Raw genomic sequence first — 15804 nt, 5'->3', positions numbered from 1 at the left:
ACTATCGGGCGATAGCCGCCGGCAACCAGGTTGCCAAGGCGGGAATTGCGGCAACCAGTCCGATCAACAGAAGCTGAAGCATGATGAATGGCACCGCACCCTGCCATATCTGCAAGGTCTTGATGCTCGCCGGGGCCGCGCCGCGCAGATAGAACAGGGCAAAGCCAAAGGGCGGCGTCAGGAAGCTGGTTTGCAGGTTCAGCGCCATCAGGATGGCCAACCAGACGGGATCAAAGCCGAGGATGATCAGCGGTGGCGCGACCAGTGGCACGACCACGAAGACGATCTCGATGAAGTCGAGGAAGAATCCGAGGACGAACATGACGATCATGGTCATGACCAGCGCGCCCCATTTACCGCCCGGCATTGAGTGTAGGATGTCGGCCACGATGTCATCGCCGCCATAGCCGCGGAAAACGAGACTGAACAGCGACGCGCCGATCAGGATCAGGAACACCATGCTGGTGATCTGCGTCGCGCTTTTGAGGGCGGGTAGGAGCTGGCGCATCCGGCGCAAGACGACGAGACCGGTGGCGACCCCGGCAAAGAAAACGATTGAGGCAAGGATTGTCAGGAGGATGCCGATCTCGTTCGTGCGGCCAATCGTGGCCACGCCGGTGCGCAGATCAAACAGGTTCCGGAGCAGGATGATCGCGATGACACTGCCGAGGCCCGCCATGAGCAGCCATGTGATGCGGCGCTCATGATCGTCATCGGCAAGGCGCAGGCCTGCGAGCAGGACGGCACCAGCCACGCCAATGGCGGCAGCTTCGGTGGGCGGGGCAACCCCGCCAAGGATGGCGCCGAGCACGGCCACGATCAACAGGAGCGGCGCGCCGAGCCCGAAAGCAACTTCCTTCGTGGTTAGCGGCGGACTGTCATCATCCTGTACCGGCGGGCAGCGCTCCGGGTGGCGAATGGCGGTCAGTGCGATCCAGCCGAGATAGAGGCCCACCAGCAGGAAGCCCGGAATCAGCGCGCCGGCGAACAGGTCTCCGACCGACACGACAAAAGAACCGGCAGAGCCAGTGGCCTGGCTCGCTTGGCTGGCGGCGTTCGAAATCGCATCGGCCAGCAGGATGAGCACAATGGAAGGCGGGATGATCTGGCCCAGCGTGCCTGAGGCGGCAATCGTGCCGGTGGCGAGACGCGGGTCGTAGCCCTGCCGGATCATGGTGGGCAGGGCAATCAGCGTCATCGTGATGACCGTCGCGCCGACAATGCCCGTGGACGCCGCCAGCAAGGCGCCCACCAGTACCACGGCATAGCCGAGCCCGCCGCGCACCTTCCCCAATAGACGGCTGGCAATATGGAGCAGGTCCTCCGCGACACGCGAGCGCTCCAGGATCACACCCATCAACACAAAAAGTGGAACCGCGATCAGGGTCTGGTTCTGCATGATCGAGCCGCCCATTATGCGGCTCGGCAGATTGCGCAAGAATGCCTCGTCGAACACGCCAAGACCAATTCCGACCAGAGCGAACAGCAACGCTATGCCGCCAAGCGTCAGCGCGACCTGATACCCTGCCAATAGTGCGAGAATGGCGCAGACGAACATGGAGAGGGCCAAGATGACTTCAAGTTCCATGGACGCCTCCATGGGGCTCTTCCTCGGCCACATCTTCCAGCTTTCCGGTCAGGCGCAGAGCGGCTTTCAGCGCTTCTGACAAGCCCTGAACCAGCATCAGCACGGCAAAGGCTGGCATCAGTGTCTTGAACAGGAAGAGCAGGGGCAAGCCATCGGATTCCCGTGAGCCTTCGAACAGCGCCCAACTACGGGCAAGGCCTTGTTCGGTCATTGCTAGCAGGCGGATGCAGATCGGGAAGAGGAACAGATATATGCCCGCCAGTTCGATCCAGTTGCGCCTGCGCGCGCCAAAGCGAGGCCTGAGAATATCGACCCGCACATGCGCATCATCTCGAAGAGCTGATGCCGAGCCGAGCATGAACATGGCGGCGAAGGCATAGATCACGACCTCGTTCAACCAGGTGAATGAGAGGCCAAAGGCGTAGCGTAGCAGCACGACCATCAATTGCGCGCCCACAAGAATGATCGCGCCGGCGATCGCGCCGCCAAGTGCCCAGCCAGACACCGCATCAATGCGCGTGCTCAGCCATTTGGCGATCCGCTCGACAGGGGCTGGCCAGATCGTGACGATCAGTGGCAGCAAGAGCAATGGCGACAGGGCAAGCCCCAGCCAATTCAGTGCCCCGCCAAGGGTGAGGAAGATCTCCGGAGACATGCCCAGCCCGCCCCCGGCCTATTTGTTCGAATTGCGGGCGGCATAGTACGGCCCTTCGGACACGTCGGCCCAGCCACGCATCAACTTCAAGCCTGCCTCGAAACTCTCATAGATACGCTTCTCGATCCCATCCCTTCCGGAGGCCGCGCGGACATCCCAGGCGGCTTCGGCCATACGGCTGACGACTTCGTCTGGAAAGCTGCGCATTTGGACGCCATGTTCGCGTTTAAGCAGGTCCAGATGGACCGCATTTTGGTAGGTGAACTCGCCAAGCGATGTGTGATTCACGCTCTCGCAGGCGGCCTTGATGATCTGTTGTTCGCCAGGCGTGAGACCGTCCCAGACGCGGAGGTTCATGCCAACTGCGAGACTTGCGCCCGGTTCGTGGAAACCGGGTCCGTAGTAGTATGGCGCCTCGCGGTGAAAGCCGAGATAATAGTCGTTCCAGGGGCCAACCCATTCCGTCGCGTCGATCGCTCCGGTTTGCAGGGATTGATAGATTTCCCCGCCCGGCAGTGCGACCGAGGAGCCGCCCAGTGCACGCAGTACGTCGCCGCCCTGACCCGGAATGCGCATCTTGAGTCCGACAAGATCATCCAGCGTGTTGATTTCCTTGCGGAACCAGCCGCCCATCTGATGGCCGGTATTTGCGGCCTGGATGGATTTGATTCCGAATTGGGCTGACAGTTCATCCCATAATTTCTGGCCGCCGCCGAAATCAATCCAGCCCATAAGTTCCTGTGCGGTCATTCCGAAGGGAACAGCGGTGAAAAACGGATAGGCGCTGGACTTGGCCGTCCAGTAGTATTCGGCGCCATGATACATATCGGCCGAGCCATTCGAGACGGCATCGAAGCACTCAAAAGGCGGGACGAGTTCGCCGGCCGCATAGACCTTCACTTCCATCAGGCCTTCGGACATATGCTGGATGCGCAGGGCTACGCGCTCGGCCGCTTCCCCAAGCCCGGGCAGGCCCTTGGGCCAGGTGGTGACCATGTTGAATCGGCGTCGATTGCGCGCAATAGCCGGCGCAGCAAGATCGGCCGCCTTTTCGGGATTGGCAAAGGCAGCAGCCGCGCCGGCAAGGCCGAGTGCGCCTGCGCCCAGCAGGTTGCGTCTATGGATCATCTATCTCCCCATGCCTCCCCGGTCTTGGCCGGGCTAAAGGCTAAACCGTGTCATTCATCGTCGCCCAGCGGACGCCACACGTCGCCATCAAGCACTTCGAGCGGCTTGTAGCGCCGCTTGTAGTCCATCTTCTGGCTGCCCTTCACCCAGTAGCCAAGATACACGTGCGGCAGGCCTAGATCCTGCGCGTGTAAAATATGATCAAGGATGAGGTAATGGCCGAGTCCCCTTGAGGTCAGCTCCGGATCAAAGAACGTGTAGACCATCGAAAAGCCATCCCGGAGCACATCTGTGATCGAGGCGGCGACCAGAGGCGCGTCTTCTTCCACGCCATCGCGATACTCGAAGATCAGGCTTTGCACCGGGCTGCCGCCAACCATGGCGCTGTAATCCCGATAAGACATGTCGGACATGCCGGCGCCATCATGACGGGTTTTGACATAGGCTTTCAGCAGCCGGTATTGCTCGCGGCTCGGTTGGGCCTCGACCGGGCGGCGGATCAGAGAAGCATTGCGGTTCAGGGTGCGCCGGTCATTGCGCGACAGTTCGAAATCCCGCGTTGGCACGCGCACGCTGCGACAGGCATTGCAGCGCGGGCAAGCCGGGCGATATGCGATCGTCTGACTGCGCCGAAACCCGGCCTGGCTCAAGGAGTTGTGGACGAGATCTGCTTCCCCGATGGCCAGATTGGTGAACGCTTTCCGCTCTTTCTTGCCCGGCAGATAGGGGCAAGGGCTCGGATTGGTCACGTAGAACCGAAGCGAGCGCTCGAGCCCCGGGGGCAGGATCTGGGAGTCAGTGAACTTCATAAGTGCGACGATACACTTACAAATCGAACCGCCAAGGGGCGAATATGGTAAAGACGACCCAAAGTATGATCACCAACGGCCCGCCAAACTTCATGAAGTCCCCGAACTTGTAGTGCCCGGGACCCATGACCAGCATGTTGGTCTGGTACGCAATCGGCGTCGCGAAGCAGCAATTGGCGCCATAAATAACCGCCAGCAGGAAGGGTAATGGGTCCTCGACCTTCAGCTCCGCCGCGGCTGACAAGGCGATTGGCGAAAACAGGATGGCTGTCGCGGCATTGGACAGGAGATTGGTTAGCAAGGCGACCGCGAGAAAGATCGCCGACAGGACGGCCAGCGTGCCATAGGGCGAAGCCAGATTGACGACCGAATGGGCGATCAGGTCAGCCGCGCCGGTCTTTTCCAAGGCCATGCCCATGGCCAGCGCCGCACCAATCACGAGAAAAATGCGCAGATCGAGTGCCCGGCTGGCTTGGCGTGTGTTCAGGCAGCCCGCGATCAGCATGGCGACGGCGGCCAGAACGGATGCGTGCAGGATCGACACAAAGCCCGTCGCCGCGAGGATCACCATGGAGATGGCAATCACCCGCGCGGCCAGCGCTTTGGTTGTGAGCGGGATTTCGGTTTGGGACCATTCCAGAAGGATCAGATCGCGGCTTGAGCGCAGCTCACGAAACGCTTCGACCGGGCCACACAAAAGCAGCGTATCACCGGATTCCAGCCGGATTTCGCCAAGCTTCGTCCGAATCATTCGGCTGCGGCGCTGGATACCAAGCGTCACGGCGCGGGTCAGGCGGCGAAAGCCGAGCATTTCGACCGTCCGGCCCACCATGCGCGAGCCGGGGGCGATGACGGCCTCGGTGAGGGCCAGCGAGCCGGGGCGCGAGAAATCCTCAAGGTCAGCGCCTGACGCCTGCCAGACCTGCTGCAGGAAATCCGGTTGGCGCGCCAGCACGTTCTGGAGCGCGGCGCGTGTCGCGGCAATGATGACCAGATCTCCAACTTGCAGGCTGATATCCTCATAGGGCGGCAGGATCGCCCGTTCGCCACGCTGGATCATGCGGACGGTCATGTCGGGCAGGTCAGCGAACATGCCTGCGACTGGCTTCTTGCCAAGCAGGAAATGGCCATGTGTCACTTCGATCTGAGCGACGAATTGTTTGCCGGAGGGCTGGACGATGTCATCGGAAAGACCGCGCCGGTTCGGCAACAGGAATTTGGAAAAGATCAGGATGTAGAGCAGGCCGGCGGCCGCAAGGATCAGGCCCATAGGGGTCTGGTCGAAGAAACCGAGTTGCTGGCCGGTGATCCGGTCATAGGATTCGGCCGCCAGCAGGTTTGTCGATGTACCGATCAGCGTGGTCATGCCGGCGAAGATCGACGCAAAGCTGAGCGGCATCATCAGGCGCGACTGCGGCGCGTTCATACGCATGGCGATGGCGGTCATCACCGGCAGGAACATGATGACGATGGGCGTGTTGTTGACGAATGCGCTGGTCACGAAGACCGCAAGGAAGGCCAGAATCAGAGTTGAGACGGGCCGCTTGTCATATCCCGCGAGCAAGGCCTTGGTCGGCCCTTCCAGCGCTCCGGTCTGGAACAGTCCCTGGCCGACCACGAGCAATGCCATGATGGTGATGAGGGCCGGGTTGCCAAAGCCTGACAACAGGTCTGCCGCGCTGATGGCTTCGCCGTCGACCCCGCGTGCACCGGGAATGATGAAAACCAGCAGCAGGGCTGCCATCACGCAAACCGACACGAACTCCATCGACCACCGGTCGAGCATGTAGAACGTGATCGCGGCGCAGACGATGGCGAGGCTCGCCCACATCGGCCAAGTTTGGACGAATTCAGATAGCATTACGGCTCCGGTTCATCAGCACGCCCCGACACGTCGCCAGAACGACTAGCCGTCAGAATGTAGCAATATGCTTATCCGGCGATTGGCTGACAAGTGCGGTTCACCTGGATTGAGGGGGCTGGTGTCGGCCAAACCTGTTACGGCGCGCACACGATCAGTGGAAACGCCGGCCGAGACGAGGATGCGCCGCGCAGCATTTGCGCGCTCGGAAGAGATATCCCAATTGGTGCGATTCGCGTCCAGCGAGGGGAATGCGTCCGTGTGGCCCTCAATGGTGATTGGCCCTGCAAGGCCAGAAATGGCCTGGCCAAGCTGAAGGGTCAGCGCTTCGCCCGCTTCGGTCAGGGCGCCGCTTTCGCTGGCAAACAAGGGGCGGGCATTGGTATCAACCAGGTTGAGACGAATGCCGTCTGGTGCCTGAATCAGTTGCAGATTGTTTCCGGCGGCAGCGAGCGCTTCGTCTGTGCGCAGCGTCTCGTAAAGGCGGAACGTCTCGGACTGGCGAATTTCTACTAGCGGACCACTCGCGGCGGCCGTGTCTTTGCCTGTGAAGTAGTCGGCGATCATGCTCCGCGAATCCGGGGAGACGCCACTGACCAGCCAGAGCATCAGGAAAAATGCCATCAGCGCAGTAAGGAAATCGGCATAGGCCATCTTCCATGTCCCCATCTTACGACGGGGCGCAGCGGGCCTTCTGCCCGGAAAGCGTTGCGTATTAGTGGTGGCAATCGCCATGCGCTTCGTGTTCCTTCATTCTGACAGGAACGCGGTTTGTAACAGAGCTTGGTTTATGGGCGTTGAGAACAAAGGGTGTGATTTCCCTGAAATTCAATCTAATTGGGTCCGCAGGACACACGGAGATCTGGCATGGCGAAAACGGCGTTTCTTGGCTTGGGGGTGATGGGCTTCCATATGGCGGGGCATCTGGCGACCAAAGGCCATCAAGTGACTGTCTGGAACCGGACAGAGGCCAAGAGCCTGGATTGGACCGCCCAGCATAAGGGCGAGGTCGCAAAGGACCCGGCGGCCGCAGCTTTCGGCGCTGAATATGTTTTCCTGTGCCTGGGCGATGATCCGGATGTTCGTGCCGTCTTCGACCAGTTGGAGCCCAGCCTCGGCGCGGGCATGATCGTGGTAGACCATACAACGGCGTCAGCGGATCTTGCGCGCGAACTGGATGAGCGCTGCCGTGTGAAAGGCGCGCGCTTTGTGGATGCGCCGATCAGTGGCGGCGAGGCCGGTGCGGTCAATGGCAAGCTGACCATCATGTGTGGCGGCGAGGAGAAGGCATTCAATTCTGCCGAACCGGTGATGGCGGCCTACGGCAAGAATATGACGCTGATCGGTGAGAGTGGCGCGGGCCAGCTGGCCAAGTCGGTCAACCAGATATGTATTGCGGGCATCGTTCAGGGCTTGTCGGAGGGCTTGCACTTTGCCGAGAAGGCCGGGCTCGACGCGGAGAAAGTGATCGCAGCCATCAGCGGCGGGGCCGCCCAGAGCTGGCAAATGGAGAACCGCTGGAAAACGATGGTCGAAGGCCACTTCGAACACGGCTTCGCGGTCGATTGGATGCGCAAGGATTTGCGTATCACTTTGGAAGCCGCGCGGGAGAATGGGGCGAGCCTGCCGCTGACGGCGACGGTCGACCAGTATTACGCAGATGTTCAGGCCATGGGTGGCCAGCGCTGGGACACGTCCAGCCTGATCGCACGCTTGAAGCGCGGGTAGATAATCATGCGCCTGTTGGAAGTTCACCTGCCGAATGACGAACGCTACGATACCGTAATCCGGGCGGTGAAAGCGGCCGACCCGATCGATTATTATGTTCAGGACACTGAGCGCAAGGATCGCAAGCTGATCTCTGTCTTCATGCGGGAAGGCAGTGGCCAGTCACTGATCGATAATATCCAGACCGCGCTGGATACGTGCGAAGATTTCCGGATCACCGTGCTTCCGGTGGAGGCGACTGCGCCAAACATTGAAGAGGCGACGGACCAGAAGGCCGACAAACGGGTTCAGGCGACGCGGGAAGAGATCTATTCCGATGTCTCCACGGGTGCGCGGCTGGACCGGGACTTCATCATCATGGTCGTGTTGTCGACCATTGTGGCGGCGATTGGTCTGAACTCTGACGGCATCGCGGCTGTGATCGGCGCCATGGTGATCGCGCCCCTGTTGGGGCCTGTGCTTGGCTTTTCGATGGGCGCTGCGCTGGGCGATTTCAAACTGCTGAAGCGGGCCTCGATCACGCTGGGGTCCGGAATCGCGATCGCGCTTGTCTGTGCATGGCTATTGTCGTTTGTGCTCCAGATTGACCTGCAAAGCCGGGAGCTGATGTCACGCGCTGAAGTGCGTCTGGACGGGCTGGCTCTTGCCATGGCGGCTGGTGGTGCGGCGGCCCTGTCCCTGACGCGCGGGCAGGCCTCGGCTTTGGTCGGCGTGATGGTCGCCGCTGCCTTGCTGCCGCCGGGCGCGGCGCTGGGTCTTTTTGTGGGAGCAGGGCACTGGACATTGGCATTGCGGGCAGGCTTGCTCCTGTCTCTGAATGTGGTGGCCCTGGTTCTGGCGGCCTTGATCGTGTTCCGACTGCGGAAGATCAGGCCGCGTGCCTGGATAGATCAGAAGAATGCCGACCGGGCCGTGTGGATCAATGCGGGACTTTCGATCCTGCTGCTGGCCGCTGCCACCGCATTGATCCTTTGGCTGGACCTTGGCGCTGAGGTGTCGGTCGGCTAAGCTCGTCCCGTCAGGGGGGTGTATGGCGAAATCGGACAACAAGACCAAGCCGACCCTGGTGTCGCCAGCAGAATTTGTCGCGGCGGTCGAGCATCCCACGCGCCGCGCTGATGGCGAAAAGCTGCTGGACTGGTTCGAGGAAGTCACGGGCTATACACCCCGGATGTGGGGACCGAGCCTGGTCGGTTATGGCCGTTATCACTACAAGTATGACAGCGGTCGCGAAGGCGATATGCTGATCACCGGGTTTTCGCCGCGCAAAGCCAATCTCGTCCTGTATATCATGCCGGGATATCGCGACATGAGCGACAAGCTCGCCCGGCTGGGCAAGCACAAGGTCGGCAAGAGCTGTCTTTACATCAACAAGCTCGCCGACATCGACATGGAGGTCCTGCGCGAGATCGTCGAGGATGGATTCTCTTACATGAAAGAGAATTACGATACGTGGCCGGAATAATCTGGCTGTATCTAACGGGAATGTGATCGGAACTGCCAGCGGGGCGGGTCGTTGAACTTGTGAAAGCAAGATTGGAGATCCCCCTGCATGACCGACCTTCTCAAGACGATCAACCCGGCCACTGGCGAGACGCTGAAGACCTATCCCCGCATGAGTGATGACGAGATGGCGCTCGCTATCGAGCAGTGCCACGCTGCCTACCAAGACTGGCGCCAGCGCAGTCTCGAAGACCGCGCGAAAGTCATCAAGGCCATCGGCGATGAGTTGCGCAAGCATGTCGATGACTATGCCGAGCTTATGACCAAGGAGATGGGAAAGCTCTATCGCGATGGGCAGGAAGAGGTGAAATTGTGCGCCGGGATTTGCGACTATACGGCTGAGCAGGGCCCGAAAGAGCTGGCCAGCGAAGAGCGCGATATCATGACGGGTCGCAAAGGCATCGTGACCTATTCCCCGATTGGCATCGTCTATGGTATCCAGCCTTGGAACTTCCCACTCTATCAGGCGATCCGCTATTCCATCTCCAACCTCATGGCGGGCAATGGCGTTCTGCTGAAGCACGCTGAGACCTGTACGGGCAGTGGATTGATGCTGCGCAATATCTATGAAGCTGCAGGCCTGCCGAAACATCTCTTCACCGTTCTGTTGATCTCGCATGATCAGTCCGATGCCGTGATCGAGAATGACCTCATACGCGGCGTGACCCTGACCGGCAGTGACGGCGCCGGCCGCGTGGTGGGTGAGAAAGCCGGCAAGGCGCTGAAGAAGACTGTGCTGGAGCTTGGCTCGAACGACGCTTATCTGGTGCTGGAAGATGCCGATGTGGATCTCGCCGTCGAGACATGCGTGAAAGGGCGGCTGTTCAACAATGGCGAGACCTGTGTGAACGCCAAGCGCTTCATTGTGACTGAGGAAGTCTATGATGAGTTCACCGAAAAATTCGTGAAGGCAATGGCGGACATCAAGCTCGGCGACCCGTTTGCCGAAGACAGTGATCTGGGGCCAATGGCCCGCGCTGACCTGCGTGAAACGCTGCATGGCCAGGTCAAGGACAGTGTTGAAAAAGGCGCGACCATTCGCTGTGGCGGTGAAATCCCTGACATGCAGGGCGCCTATTATCCCTCGACCGTGTTGACTGATGTGGCGCCGGGCCAGCCCGCCTATGACGACGAATTGTTCGGTCCCGTGGCTTCGGTGATCCGCGCCAAGGATGATGACGATGCGATGCGGATTGCCAATGACAGCCGGTATGGCCTTGGTGGCGGCATTTTCTCGCGCAATGAAGACCGCGCGATTGAGCTGGCCTGTAATCATTTCGACACCGGCATGGTGAGGATCAACGGGTTTGGCATTGCCGCACCAAACATGCCGTTTGGGGGCGTCAAGGATTCCGGATTTGGCCGGGAACATGGCGGCTTTGGCATGAAGGAATTCGTCAACGTCAAAGCAGTTTTCGTATACTGATCAATGTACTGGCCCGGCACGCCGCCGGGCCATTTGCTGCTCGGCGGGTTTACATATGCCTCAGAAGCCCTAGGTATGGCCTCAGTTCAACGGAGCACCCGTGCGCGCGACGCGGCCTCTGAAATTCCACCCACCACGATTGGAGCGAGACCATGACGCAAGTGAAAACGGGCGATACCGTACACATCCATTACACCGGCACCCTCAATGACGGCACCACATTCGACAGTTCAGAAGGGCGCGAGCCGCTGACATTCGAAGTCGGATCCGGCCAAATCATACCTGGCCTCGACTCTGCCATTCCGGGCATGACCGTTGGCGACAAGAAGACCGTTAATGTTGCGTGTGATGACGCCTATGGTCAGATGAACCCGGCCATGCGCCAGGATGTGCCTCGCGCAGATATTCCGGCGGAGATTCCGCTGGAAGTTGGCTCACGCCTTCAGATGCAGACCCAGGACGGGCAAGTGATCCCTGTGACAGTGGCTGCCGTTGAAGAGGAATCTGTAACGCTGGACGCCAACCATCCATTGGCCGGCGAAGACCTGACCTTCAACATCGAACTGGTAAAGATCGGCGAAGCTGCCTAATTTCTTCCGAGTTCTCGAATTCAAAGCGGCGGGTACCCAGAGTGGGGGTCCGCCGTTTTTTGTTTCAGGCAGCAGGAATGGCCGGCGAGGCGGTGGCCTTCCGGTTGGGTCGATTTGAATTCGGTCAGGTCATCCGTATCAGGATGTGTCGGGAGCAACAGGTGAGGTTCCTGAGATGGTGACGGCTTTCGCCTGTGTCACCGCTGCCGCACAGCATTTTGCGAGCGGGACCACGCCCGCGACGAGGTTTTCTGGCAGATCGCTCCAGCGTAACGGGCGCTCCCATGCCGGGATCACCGGCGCGGTGTATTGATAGCGCTGTGGGTTGGGCGCATCCGCCATCGCCGTTATGTAGATGTTGCCGAAGCGGTCAATGCGCAGCAGCACAGTGCGCCCGGTCTCCTCCTGCCAGGCTTCGAGCCGGCGCAGATTCAGCCAGAGCCAGGGCCAGAAGAGTGGCCAGACAAAGGCATAATAGCGGGCGTGACGCGGGTCTGTCATGACGTGCATTATAGGCCGAGCACGGAGGGGTGGGATAAAGTTTTTTGATCGCCAGCAATTTCAAGGGTTTGTGCGGCTGGTGTGGGGGATAGCAGGAACCTCGGACGGGCACAGCGGCAGTCAGAAAACCCCCATCTCTATCCCAGCGCCGAGCGCGGCCCCAAGCTCGCGGCATTTGGCGAGGTCTACTTCGGGTATCGTCTTTTCCGCGAGGATTTCCGCTTCCGTCTGGGCGTGCGTGCAGATGATCAGGGGGGGCTGGACCTGTTTCAGCCGCCACCCGGTGGCAATGCGCGCGGTCTGGCGCGCGGCGTTCTCGCCATCCGAGCCCGCGCAGATCATCAGAGCGTAGGGCCGCCCTTCGATCTTGCCGAGCGCGGGATAGTAGCACCGGTCGAAGAATTCCTTCATCGCGCCCGACAGCGCAGCGAGGTTTTCCGGCGCTGCGAAGAGATAGCCGGACGCGCCGAGCATATCCTCCGGCGTGGTGTCTTCCGCGCGTTTCAGTTCCGTTTCGGTTTCGTTTCGTGCCGCCTTGGCCGCAGCCTCCGCCATCTGGCGGGTTCCGCCGGTGCGGGAATGATAGACGATCAGAAGCTTGGTCATGCCCCTTCCTTCCAAGCCTCACGCGTCAGGGCAAGCCCCTCGCTCAGGCGTCGATGGCCTCGAACCGCTTGCGATAGGCGTGCGGCGAGGTGCAGGCGATCTGGCGGAAAGCGGTACGGAAGGTCTCAGTCGATGCAAACCCGCTTTGCAGCGCCACGTCGGTGATGTCGAGCGGGGTCGATTCCAGCAGCTGCATTGCCCGGAAGACCCGTTCGCGGCGGAGCCATTTCAGGGGCGTGGTGCCGGTGCCTTCGCGGAAACGACGTAGAAAGGTTCGCTTGCTCATGCCCGCCTGGCGGGCGAAGCACGCAATGGTCAGCGGCTGGTCCAGCATTTCGCGGGACCAGTCCAGCACAGCGGCGACAGATTTGCCGGGGCGTTCTTGCACCGGCGCTTCGACATATTGGGATTGCCCGCCATCGCGATGGGGCGGGGTGACAAGGCTGCGTGCAATCTTGTTGGCCACGCCGGAGCCATGATCCTTGCGGATGACATGAAGGCTGGCATCGATGGCCGAGCTGCTGCCGGCGGCGGTGACGATGTTGCCATTGTCCACATAGAGGACGTCATCAATGATCTCGATTTTCGGAAACAGCTCTTTCAGCAAGGGAAGGTAGCGCCAATGCGTGGTGGCCTGTTGGCCATCCAGCAAGCCGGCATGGGCGAAGACAAACGCGCCGGTGCAGTAAGAGAGCAATCGTGCGCCACGAGCGTGCGCTGCGCGTATGGCCTCCAGAATCTCTTCCGGTGGCGGCTTAATGATGCTCTGCCAGCCGGGAACGATGATCGTGTCCGCCTCACTCAGGCTGTCGAGTCCATAGGGTGACGAAATCGAAAATCCGCCAACGGCCTGAGCCGATTGTGCCGGACAGGCCACGCGGAAATCATACCAGAGATCCTTCAGTTCCGGCCGGCGCCAGCCGAAGATTTCAGCCGCAATGCCGAATTCAAGCGGCCAGAGGCCTTCATAGGCCAGGGCGACAATAAGGTGGCGCGCGGGGGTATTCCGGTCCGTCATGGAGTGGCTCTCAGATTGGCGAAAATCGACCATATAATGGCATTATTGCCAATTCTGCCCAGCAGCGCAATCCCCTACCTATGAGGTATTGAAACGCCAGTGGAGGAGCGCGTCACGATGAAATGGTCGAACATCCTGAACAAAGGGCTTGCGGGGTTAGCGGTCGCGTTTTCCCTTGCGAGTACGCCGGCAGCTGCAGACCCAGCCGGCATGTACATCCGTAAACTGTACTTTACGCCGCCGCCGGCTGAGGCTTGTGCAGAGGCCGCGCAACGCGCCGGGCAGGCATCCCGCGACGGCGTTCAGGCCTGCAGCGGAGCGCTGAAAGATCCTGAGACGGATGAAGAAGTTCGCGTGGCGGTGCTGACCAATCGCGCGATCTTGTACCGGAGGGCCGGAAAGTTTGCAGAGGCGGCGTCCGATTGCGAGGAGGCGCTGGCCTCCGGACAAGCTGTTCCGGGCACGATCATCAGCTGCGGCGGGGTCTATGTCGATGCCGGGCAGCCGGAAAAGGCTGTGCAGGTGCTGTCATCGGTGGACATTGTCGCGCCGGAATTTCAGTCACGCCTCTACCACAACCTCGCGCTCGCGTATCATGATCTCGGCGCGTATGCGCGAGCGTATGACTATCTCGAAAAGGCGCTGACGGCCGATCCGGGCTTTGCGCCCTCCGCCGAATTGAAAGCGCTCTACCGGGTTGTCGAAACAGATTGATGCCTTGGAAGCAAACGAGGGCGTCCCTGCCAAGACGCCCTCTCATCAGGTCAAATGTGGGCCAGGCCTATTCGGCGGCCACCGGTGTAAACTCCGCTTTCCAATCATCCATGGCATGGCGATTGTCATGATCCCACGGATGGAACCCCGGCTTGAACCAGGAGAGCCAGACTTTCCAGCCGCGTCCGAACAGGGATGGTTTCTTCCAGAGAAACGCTTTCACGGCGCGGTCGGCGTCTTCGCGGGTATAGCCATCAGCTTCCAGCAGCATGGCCGCATAGGTCGCGATGTTGGTGGTAAAGTGTTTTGTGATCAGCAGCATGGACAGGCTGCGCCGGAAATAGCGTTTCAGCGGCGACCAGCCCTTGGTGACCTCCAGAAAGACATCATAGGCAACGGCCTTGTGCTCAGTTTCTTCCATCGCATGCCAACGCCAGAGGCGCTCCAGCGCCGGGTCTGTCTTGCTGAACATCGCCACACCGTCGATCTCGGCATCGAACATCAGGTCGGCCATCATTGACGTGAAATGCTCGAGGCAGATTGTGCCAATCAACATGCGCATCGGGCCACCGGCGCGGGCAAAGTTGATCTTCTCCATGATCGCTGCATTGATTTCGGCGATGGGATACTTTTCGGGGTCGATCTTGTTGTTCAGCAGGTGGTGTTCACGCGAATGGATGGCTTCCTGCGTGATGAAATCCTGCACATCGTCGGCCAGCTTGCCCGAAACCTCTCCGCGATACGCCTTTACCGCGTCCATGAACATGCGCTCGCCCTCCGGGAAGGTCAGCGACATGGCGTTGTAAACGGCGGTGGCGACGGGGTTTCCGTCCAGCCAGGGGCGGCCATCCTCCGCGGCGGTCATGTCAAAGCGCAGATTGCGCGGCTGGATCGTGATGTCTTCGGGGGTGCGTTTGCGCGTCATTGTGTTTACTGCTTTCTGGTACAGAACTGGCAATCGTCTTGTCGCAACAGGTAATACTACTGACAAAAATGTCAATAAAGAAAAAAGACAGCTCACCCCGAATCCGTCGCACGCCGGAAGAATCGCGCGCCAATATCCTTGCTGCGGCGGAGACGCTGTTGGTGGAACAGGGGCCGCAGACGCTGCGCCTGGCGGATGTGGCCAAGGCGGCGGGCGTTGCGAATGCCACCGTGCTGCATCATTTCGGCTCCATCGACGCCGTGCAGCAGGCCCTCATGGAGCGGATGATTGCCGATCTCGTGGACGCGATCATGGCCATCGAAATTCCCGTCGATGCCCCGGCAAAGGCGCGGGCCGAGGGCCTGAAGACCTTGTTTGATGCGCTGGAGTCACGCGGCGCGGCGCGGCTGGCTGCCTGGCTGGAACTGACGGACGAGACCAGCCGCCTGACCGTGGTGCGCGAGGCGGTTCGGGATGTCGCACAGAAGAAGATATCGCAGGGCGGCATCCCGTCAGAGCTTGCCGAAGACATGATCCTGATGAGCGTTACCCTCGCCCTCGGCACCGGCCTGTTCGGCCCCTCCCTCGGCACACTGATCGGCAAACCGCCAGAGCGCGCAAGGGAGCTGACGCTGCAAATGCTGATGGGGTATTTTGAGGGGTTGGCGGGGTAGTACCAGCTAGGCGAAGTTCTTTCCGGCGCTCCAGATTTCGACTGGCCAGGGACTGGCCGGGATCGTGGCAGGATTAAG

At 60.4% G+C, this 15804-nt stretch carries 17 protein-coding genes; 7 read left to right on the top strand and 10 right to left on the bottom strand.

Annotation, left to right across the window (positions count from 1 at the left end; all coding sequences use genetic code 11):
- Position 1 precedes the first annotated feature (1 nt).
- Genes L53_RS08090 through L53_RS08065 form a run of 6 tightly spaced genes read right to left on the bottom strand, consistent with a single transcriptional unit; the run spans position 2 to position 6710 of the window.
- Positions 2–1588 (bottom strand): TRAP transporter large permease subunit, encoded by a 1587-nt coding sequence (locus L53_RS08090; RefSeq protein ID WP_034814361.1) that lies wholly within the window; start codon positions 1586–1588, stop codon positions 2–4.
- Positions 1578–2243 (bottom strand): TRAP transporter small permease subunit, encoded by a 666-nt coding sequence (locus tag L53_RS08085; RefSeq protein ID WP_034813980.1) that lies wholly within the window; start codon positions 2241–2243, stop codon positions 1578–1580. Before L53_RS08085 ends, L53_RS08090 begins: the two co-directional genes overlap by 11 nt.
- Positions 2244–2261: 18 nt before the next feature.
- Complete coding sequence (locus L53_RS08080; RefSeq protein WP_084333243.1) at positions 2262–3371, bottom strand: TRAP transporter substrate-binding protein; 1110 nt, start codon at positions 3369–3371, stop codon at positions 2262–2264.
- A 50-nt stretch (positions 3372–3421) separates the two neighbouring features.
- Positions 3422–4180 (bottom strand): arginyltransferase, encoded by a 759-nt coding sequence (locus L53_RS08075; protein ID WP_051607720.1) that lies wholly within the window; start codon positions 4178–4180, stop codon positions 3422–3424.
- A gap of 16 nt (positions 4181–4196) precedes the next feature.
- On the bottom strand, positions 4197–6041 hold the full coding sequence (locus tag L53_RS08070) for an SLC13 family permease (RefSeq protein WP_034813979.1): 1845 nt from the start codon (positions 6039–6041) through the stop codon (positions 4197–4199).
- Between the two features lie 45 nt (positions 6042–6086).
- Positions 6087–6710, bottom strand: a complete 624-nt coding sequence (locus tag L53_RS08065) for a flagellar motor protein MotB (protein WP_255342010.1) — start codon at positions 6708–6710, stop codon at positions 6087–6089.
- Between the two features lie 198 nt (positions 6711–6908).
- On the opposite strand from L53_RS08065, the gene L53_RS08060 reads away from it, so the two are divergent.
- From L53_RS08060 to L53_RS08040, 5 genes are all read left to right on the top strand, one after another.
- Positions 6909–7769, top strand: a complete 861-nt coding sequence (locus tag L53_RS08060) for an NAD(P)-dependent oxidoreductase (RefSeq protein WP_034813977.1) — start codon at positions 6909–6911, stop codon at positions 7767–7769.
- Positions 7770–7775: 6 nt separating this feature from the next.
- Complete coding sequence (locus L53_RS08055) at positions 7776–8777, top strand: TIGR00341 family protein (RefSeq protein ID WP_034813975.1); 1002 nt, start codon at positions 7776–7778, stop codon at positions 8775–8777.
- Positions 8778–8799: 22 nt separating this feature from the next.
- Positions 8800–9234 (top strand): DUF1801 domain-containing protein, encoded by a 435-nt coding sequence (locus L53_RS08050; RefSeq protein WP_034813974.1) that lies wholly within the window; start codon positions 8800–8802, stop codon positions 9232–9234.
- Between the two features lie 87 nt (positions 9235–9321).
- Positions 9322–10698 (top strand): NAD-dependent succinate-semialdehyde dehydrogenase, encoded by a 1377-nt coding sequence (locus L53_RS08045; protein ID WP_034813973.1) that lies wholly within the window; start codon positions 9322–9324, stop codon positions 10696–10698.
- A 152-nt stretch (positions 10699–10850) separates the two neighbouring features.
- Positions 10851–11288: a peptidylprolyl isomerase gene (locus L53_RS08040; RefSeq protein WP_034813971.1), complete on the top strand. Its 438-nt coding sequence runs from the start codon at positions 10851–10853 to the stop codon at positions 11286–11288.
- Positions 11289–11426: 138 nt separating this feature from the next.
- Here the strand turns inward: L53_RS08040 and L53_RS08035 are convergent, their stop codons facing one another.
- The 3 genes from L53_RS08035 to L53_RS08025 all read right to left on the bottom strand — a co-directional run bounded on the left by L53_RS08035 (position 11427) and on the right by L53_RS08025 (position 13413).
- Positions 11427–11789, bottom strand: coding sequence for a hypothetical protein (locus L53_RS08035; RefSeq protein ID WP_156947857.1), 363 nt, complete (start codon positions 11787–11789; stop codon positions 11427–11429).
- Positions 11790–11909: 120 nt separating this feature from the next.
- Positions 11910–12395: a flavodoxin family protein gene (locus L53_RS08030; protein WP_034813969.1), complete on the bottom strand. Its 486-nt coding sequence runs from the start codon at positions 12393–12395 to the stop codon at positions 11910–11912.
- A gap of 43 nt (positions 12396–12438) precedes the next feature.
- Positions 12439–13413 carry a helix-turn-helix domain-containing protein gene (locus L53_RS08025; RefSeq protein ID WP_034814355.1) on the bottom strand — a complete coding sequence of 325 codons (975 nt, stop codon included), beginning with the start codon at positions 13411–13413 and terminating at the stop codon, positions 12439–12441.
- A 117-nt stretch (positions 13414–13530) separates the two neighbouring features.
- Between L53_RS08025 and L53_RS08020 the strand changes: the two genes are divergently transcribed.
- Positions 13531–14127: a tetratricopeptide repeat protein gene (locus L53_RS08020; protein ID WP_034813968.1), complete on the top strand. Its 597-nt coding sequence runs from the start codon at positions 13531–13533 to the stop codon at positions 14125–14127.
- A gap of 67 nt (positions 14128–14194) precedes the next feature.
- Here the strand turns inward: L53_RS08020 and L53_RS08015 are convergent, their stop codons facing one another.
- The gene (locus tag L53_RS08015; protein ID WP_034813966.1) at positions 14195–15052 is read right to left on the bottom strand and encodes a metal-dependent hydrolase; all 858 of its coding nucleotides are present in this window, start codon (positions 15050–15052) and stop codon (positions 14195–14197) included.
- A gap of 68 nt (positions 15053–15120) precedes the next feature.
- Between L53_RS08015 and L53_RS08010 the strand changes: the two genes are divergently transcribed.
- Complete coding sequence (locus L53_RS08010) at positions 15121–15726, top strand: TetR/AcrR family transcriptional regulator (RefSeq protein WP_034813965.1); 606 nt, start codon at positions 15121–15123, stop codon at positions 15724–15726.
- The last annotated feature ends 78 nt before the right edge of the window (positions 15727–15804 follow it).

It is taken from the genome of Hyphomonas sp. L-53-1-40, from assembly GCF_000682775.1.
In the GTDB taxonomy this organism is placed as follows: Bacteria; Pseudomonadota; Alphaproteobacteria; order Caulobacterales; family Hyphomonadaceae; genus Hyphomonas.
This window is presented reverse-complemented; position numbering and strand designations above follow the sequence as displayed.

Coding starts and splice junctions, on each gene's coding strand:
- L53_RS08090 (WP_034814361.1), bottom strand. CDS start 1,588: ATGGAACTTGAAGTCATCTTGGCCCTCTCCATGTTCGTCTGCGCCATT.
- L53_RS08085 (WP_034813980.1), bottom strand. CDS start 2,243: ATGTCTCCGGAGATCTTCCTCACCCTTGGCGGGGCACTGAATTGGCTG.
- L53_RS08080 (WP_084333243.1), bottom strand. CDS start 3,371: ATGATCCATAGACGCAACCTGCTGGGCGCAGGCGCACTCGGCCTTGCC.
- L53_RS08075 (WP_051607720.1), bottom strand. CDS start 4,180: ATGAAGTTCACTGACTCCCAGATCCTGCCCCCGGGGCTCGAGCGCTCG.
- L53_RS08070 (WP_034813979.1), bottom strand. CDS start 6,041: ATGCTATCTGAATTCGTCCAAACTTGGCCGATGTGGGCGAGCCTCGCC.
- L53_RS08065 (WP_255342010.1), bottom strand. CDS start 6,710: ATGGGGACATGGAAGATGGCCTATGCCGATTTCCTTACTGCGCTGATG.
- L53_RS08060 (WP_034813977.1), top strand. CDS start 6,909: ATGGCGAAAACGGCGTTTCTTGGCTTGGGGGTGATGGGCTTCCATATG.
- L53_RS08055 (WP_034813975.1), top strand. CDS start 7,776: ATGCGCCTGTTGGAAGTTCACCTGCCGAATGACGAACGCTACGATACC.
- L53_RS08050 (WP_034813974.1), top strand. CDS start 8,800: ATGGCGAAATCGGACAACAAGACCAAGCCGACCCTGGTGTCGCCAGCA.
- L53_RS08045 (WP_034813973.1), top strand. CDS start 9,322: ATGACCGACCTTCTCAAGACGATCAACCCGGCCACTGGCGAGACGCTG.
- L53_RS08040 (WP_034813971.1), top strand. CDS start 10,851: ATGACGCAAGTGAAAACGGGCGATACCGTACACATCCATTACACCGGC.
- L53_RS08035 (WP_156947857.1), bottom strand. CDS start 11,789: ATGACAGACCCGCGTCACGCCCGCTATTATGCCTTTGTCTGGCCACTC.
- L53_RS08030 (WP_034813969.1), bottom strand. CDS start 12,395: ATGACCAAGCTTCTGATCGTCTATCATTCCCGCACCGGCGGAACCCGC.
- L53_RS08025 (WP_034814355.1), bottom strand. CDS start 13,413: ATGACGGACCGGAATACCCCCGCGCGCCACCTTATTGTCGCCCTGGCC.
- L53_RS08020 (WP_034813968.1), top strand. CDS start 13,531: ATGAAATGGTCGAACATCCTGAACAAAGGGCTTGCGGGGTTAGCGGTC.
- L53_RS08015 (WP_034813966.1), bottom strand. CDS start 15,052: ATGACGCGCAAACGCACCCCCGAAGACATCACGATCCAGCCGCGCAAT.
- L53_RS08010 (WP_034813965.1), top strand. CDS start 15,121: ATGTCAATAAAGAAAAAAGACAGCTCACCCCGAATCCGTCGCACGCCG.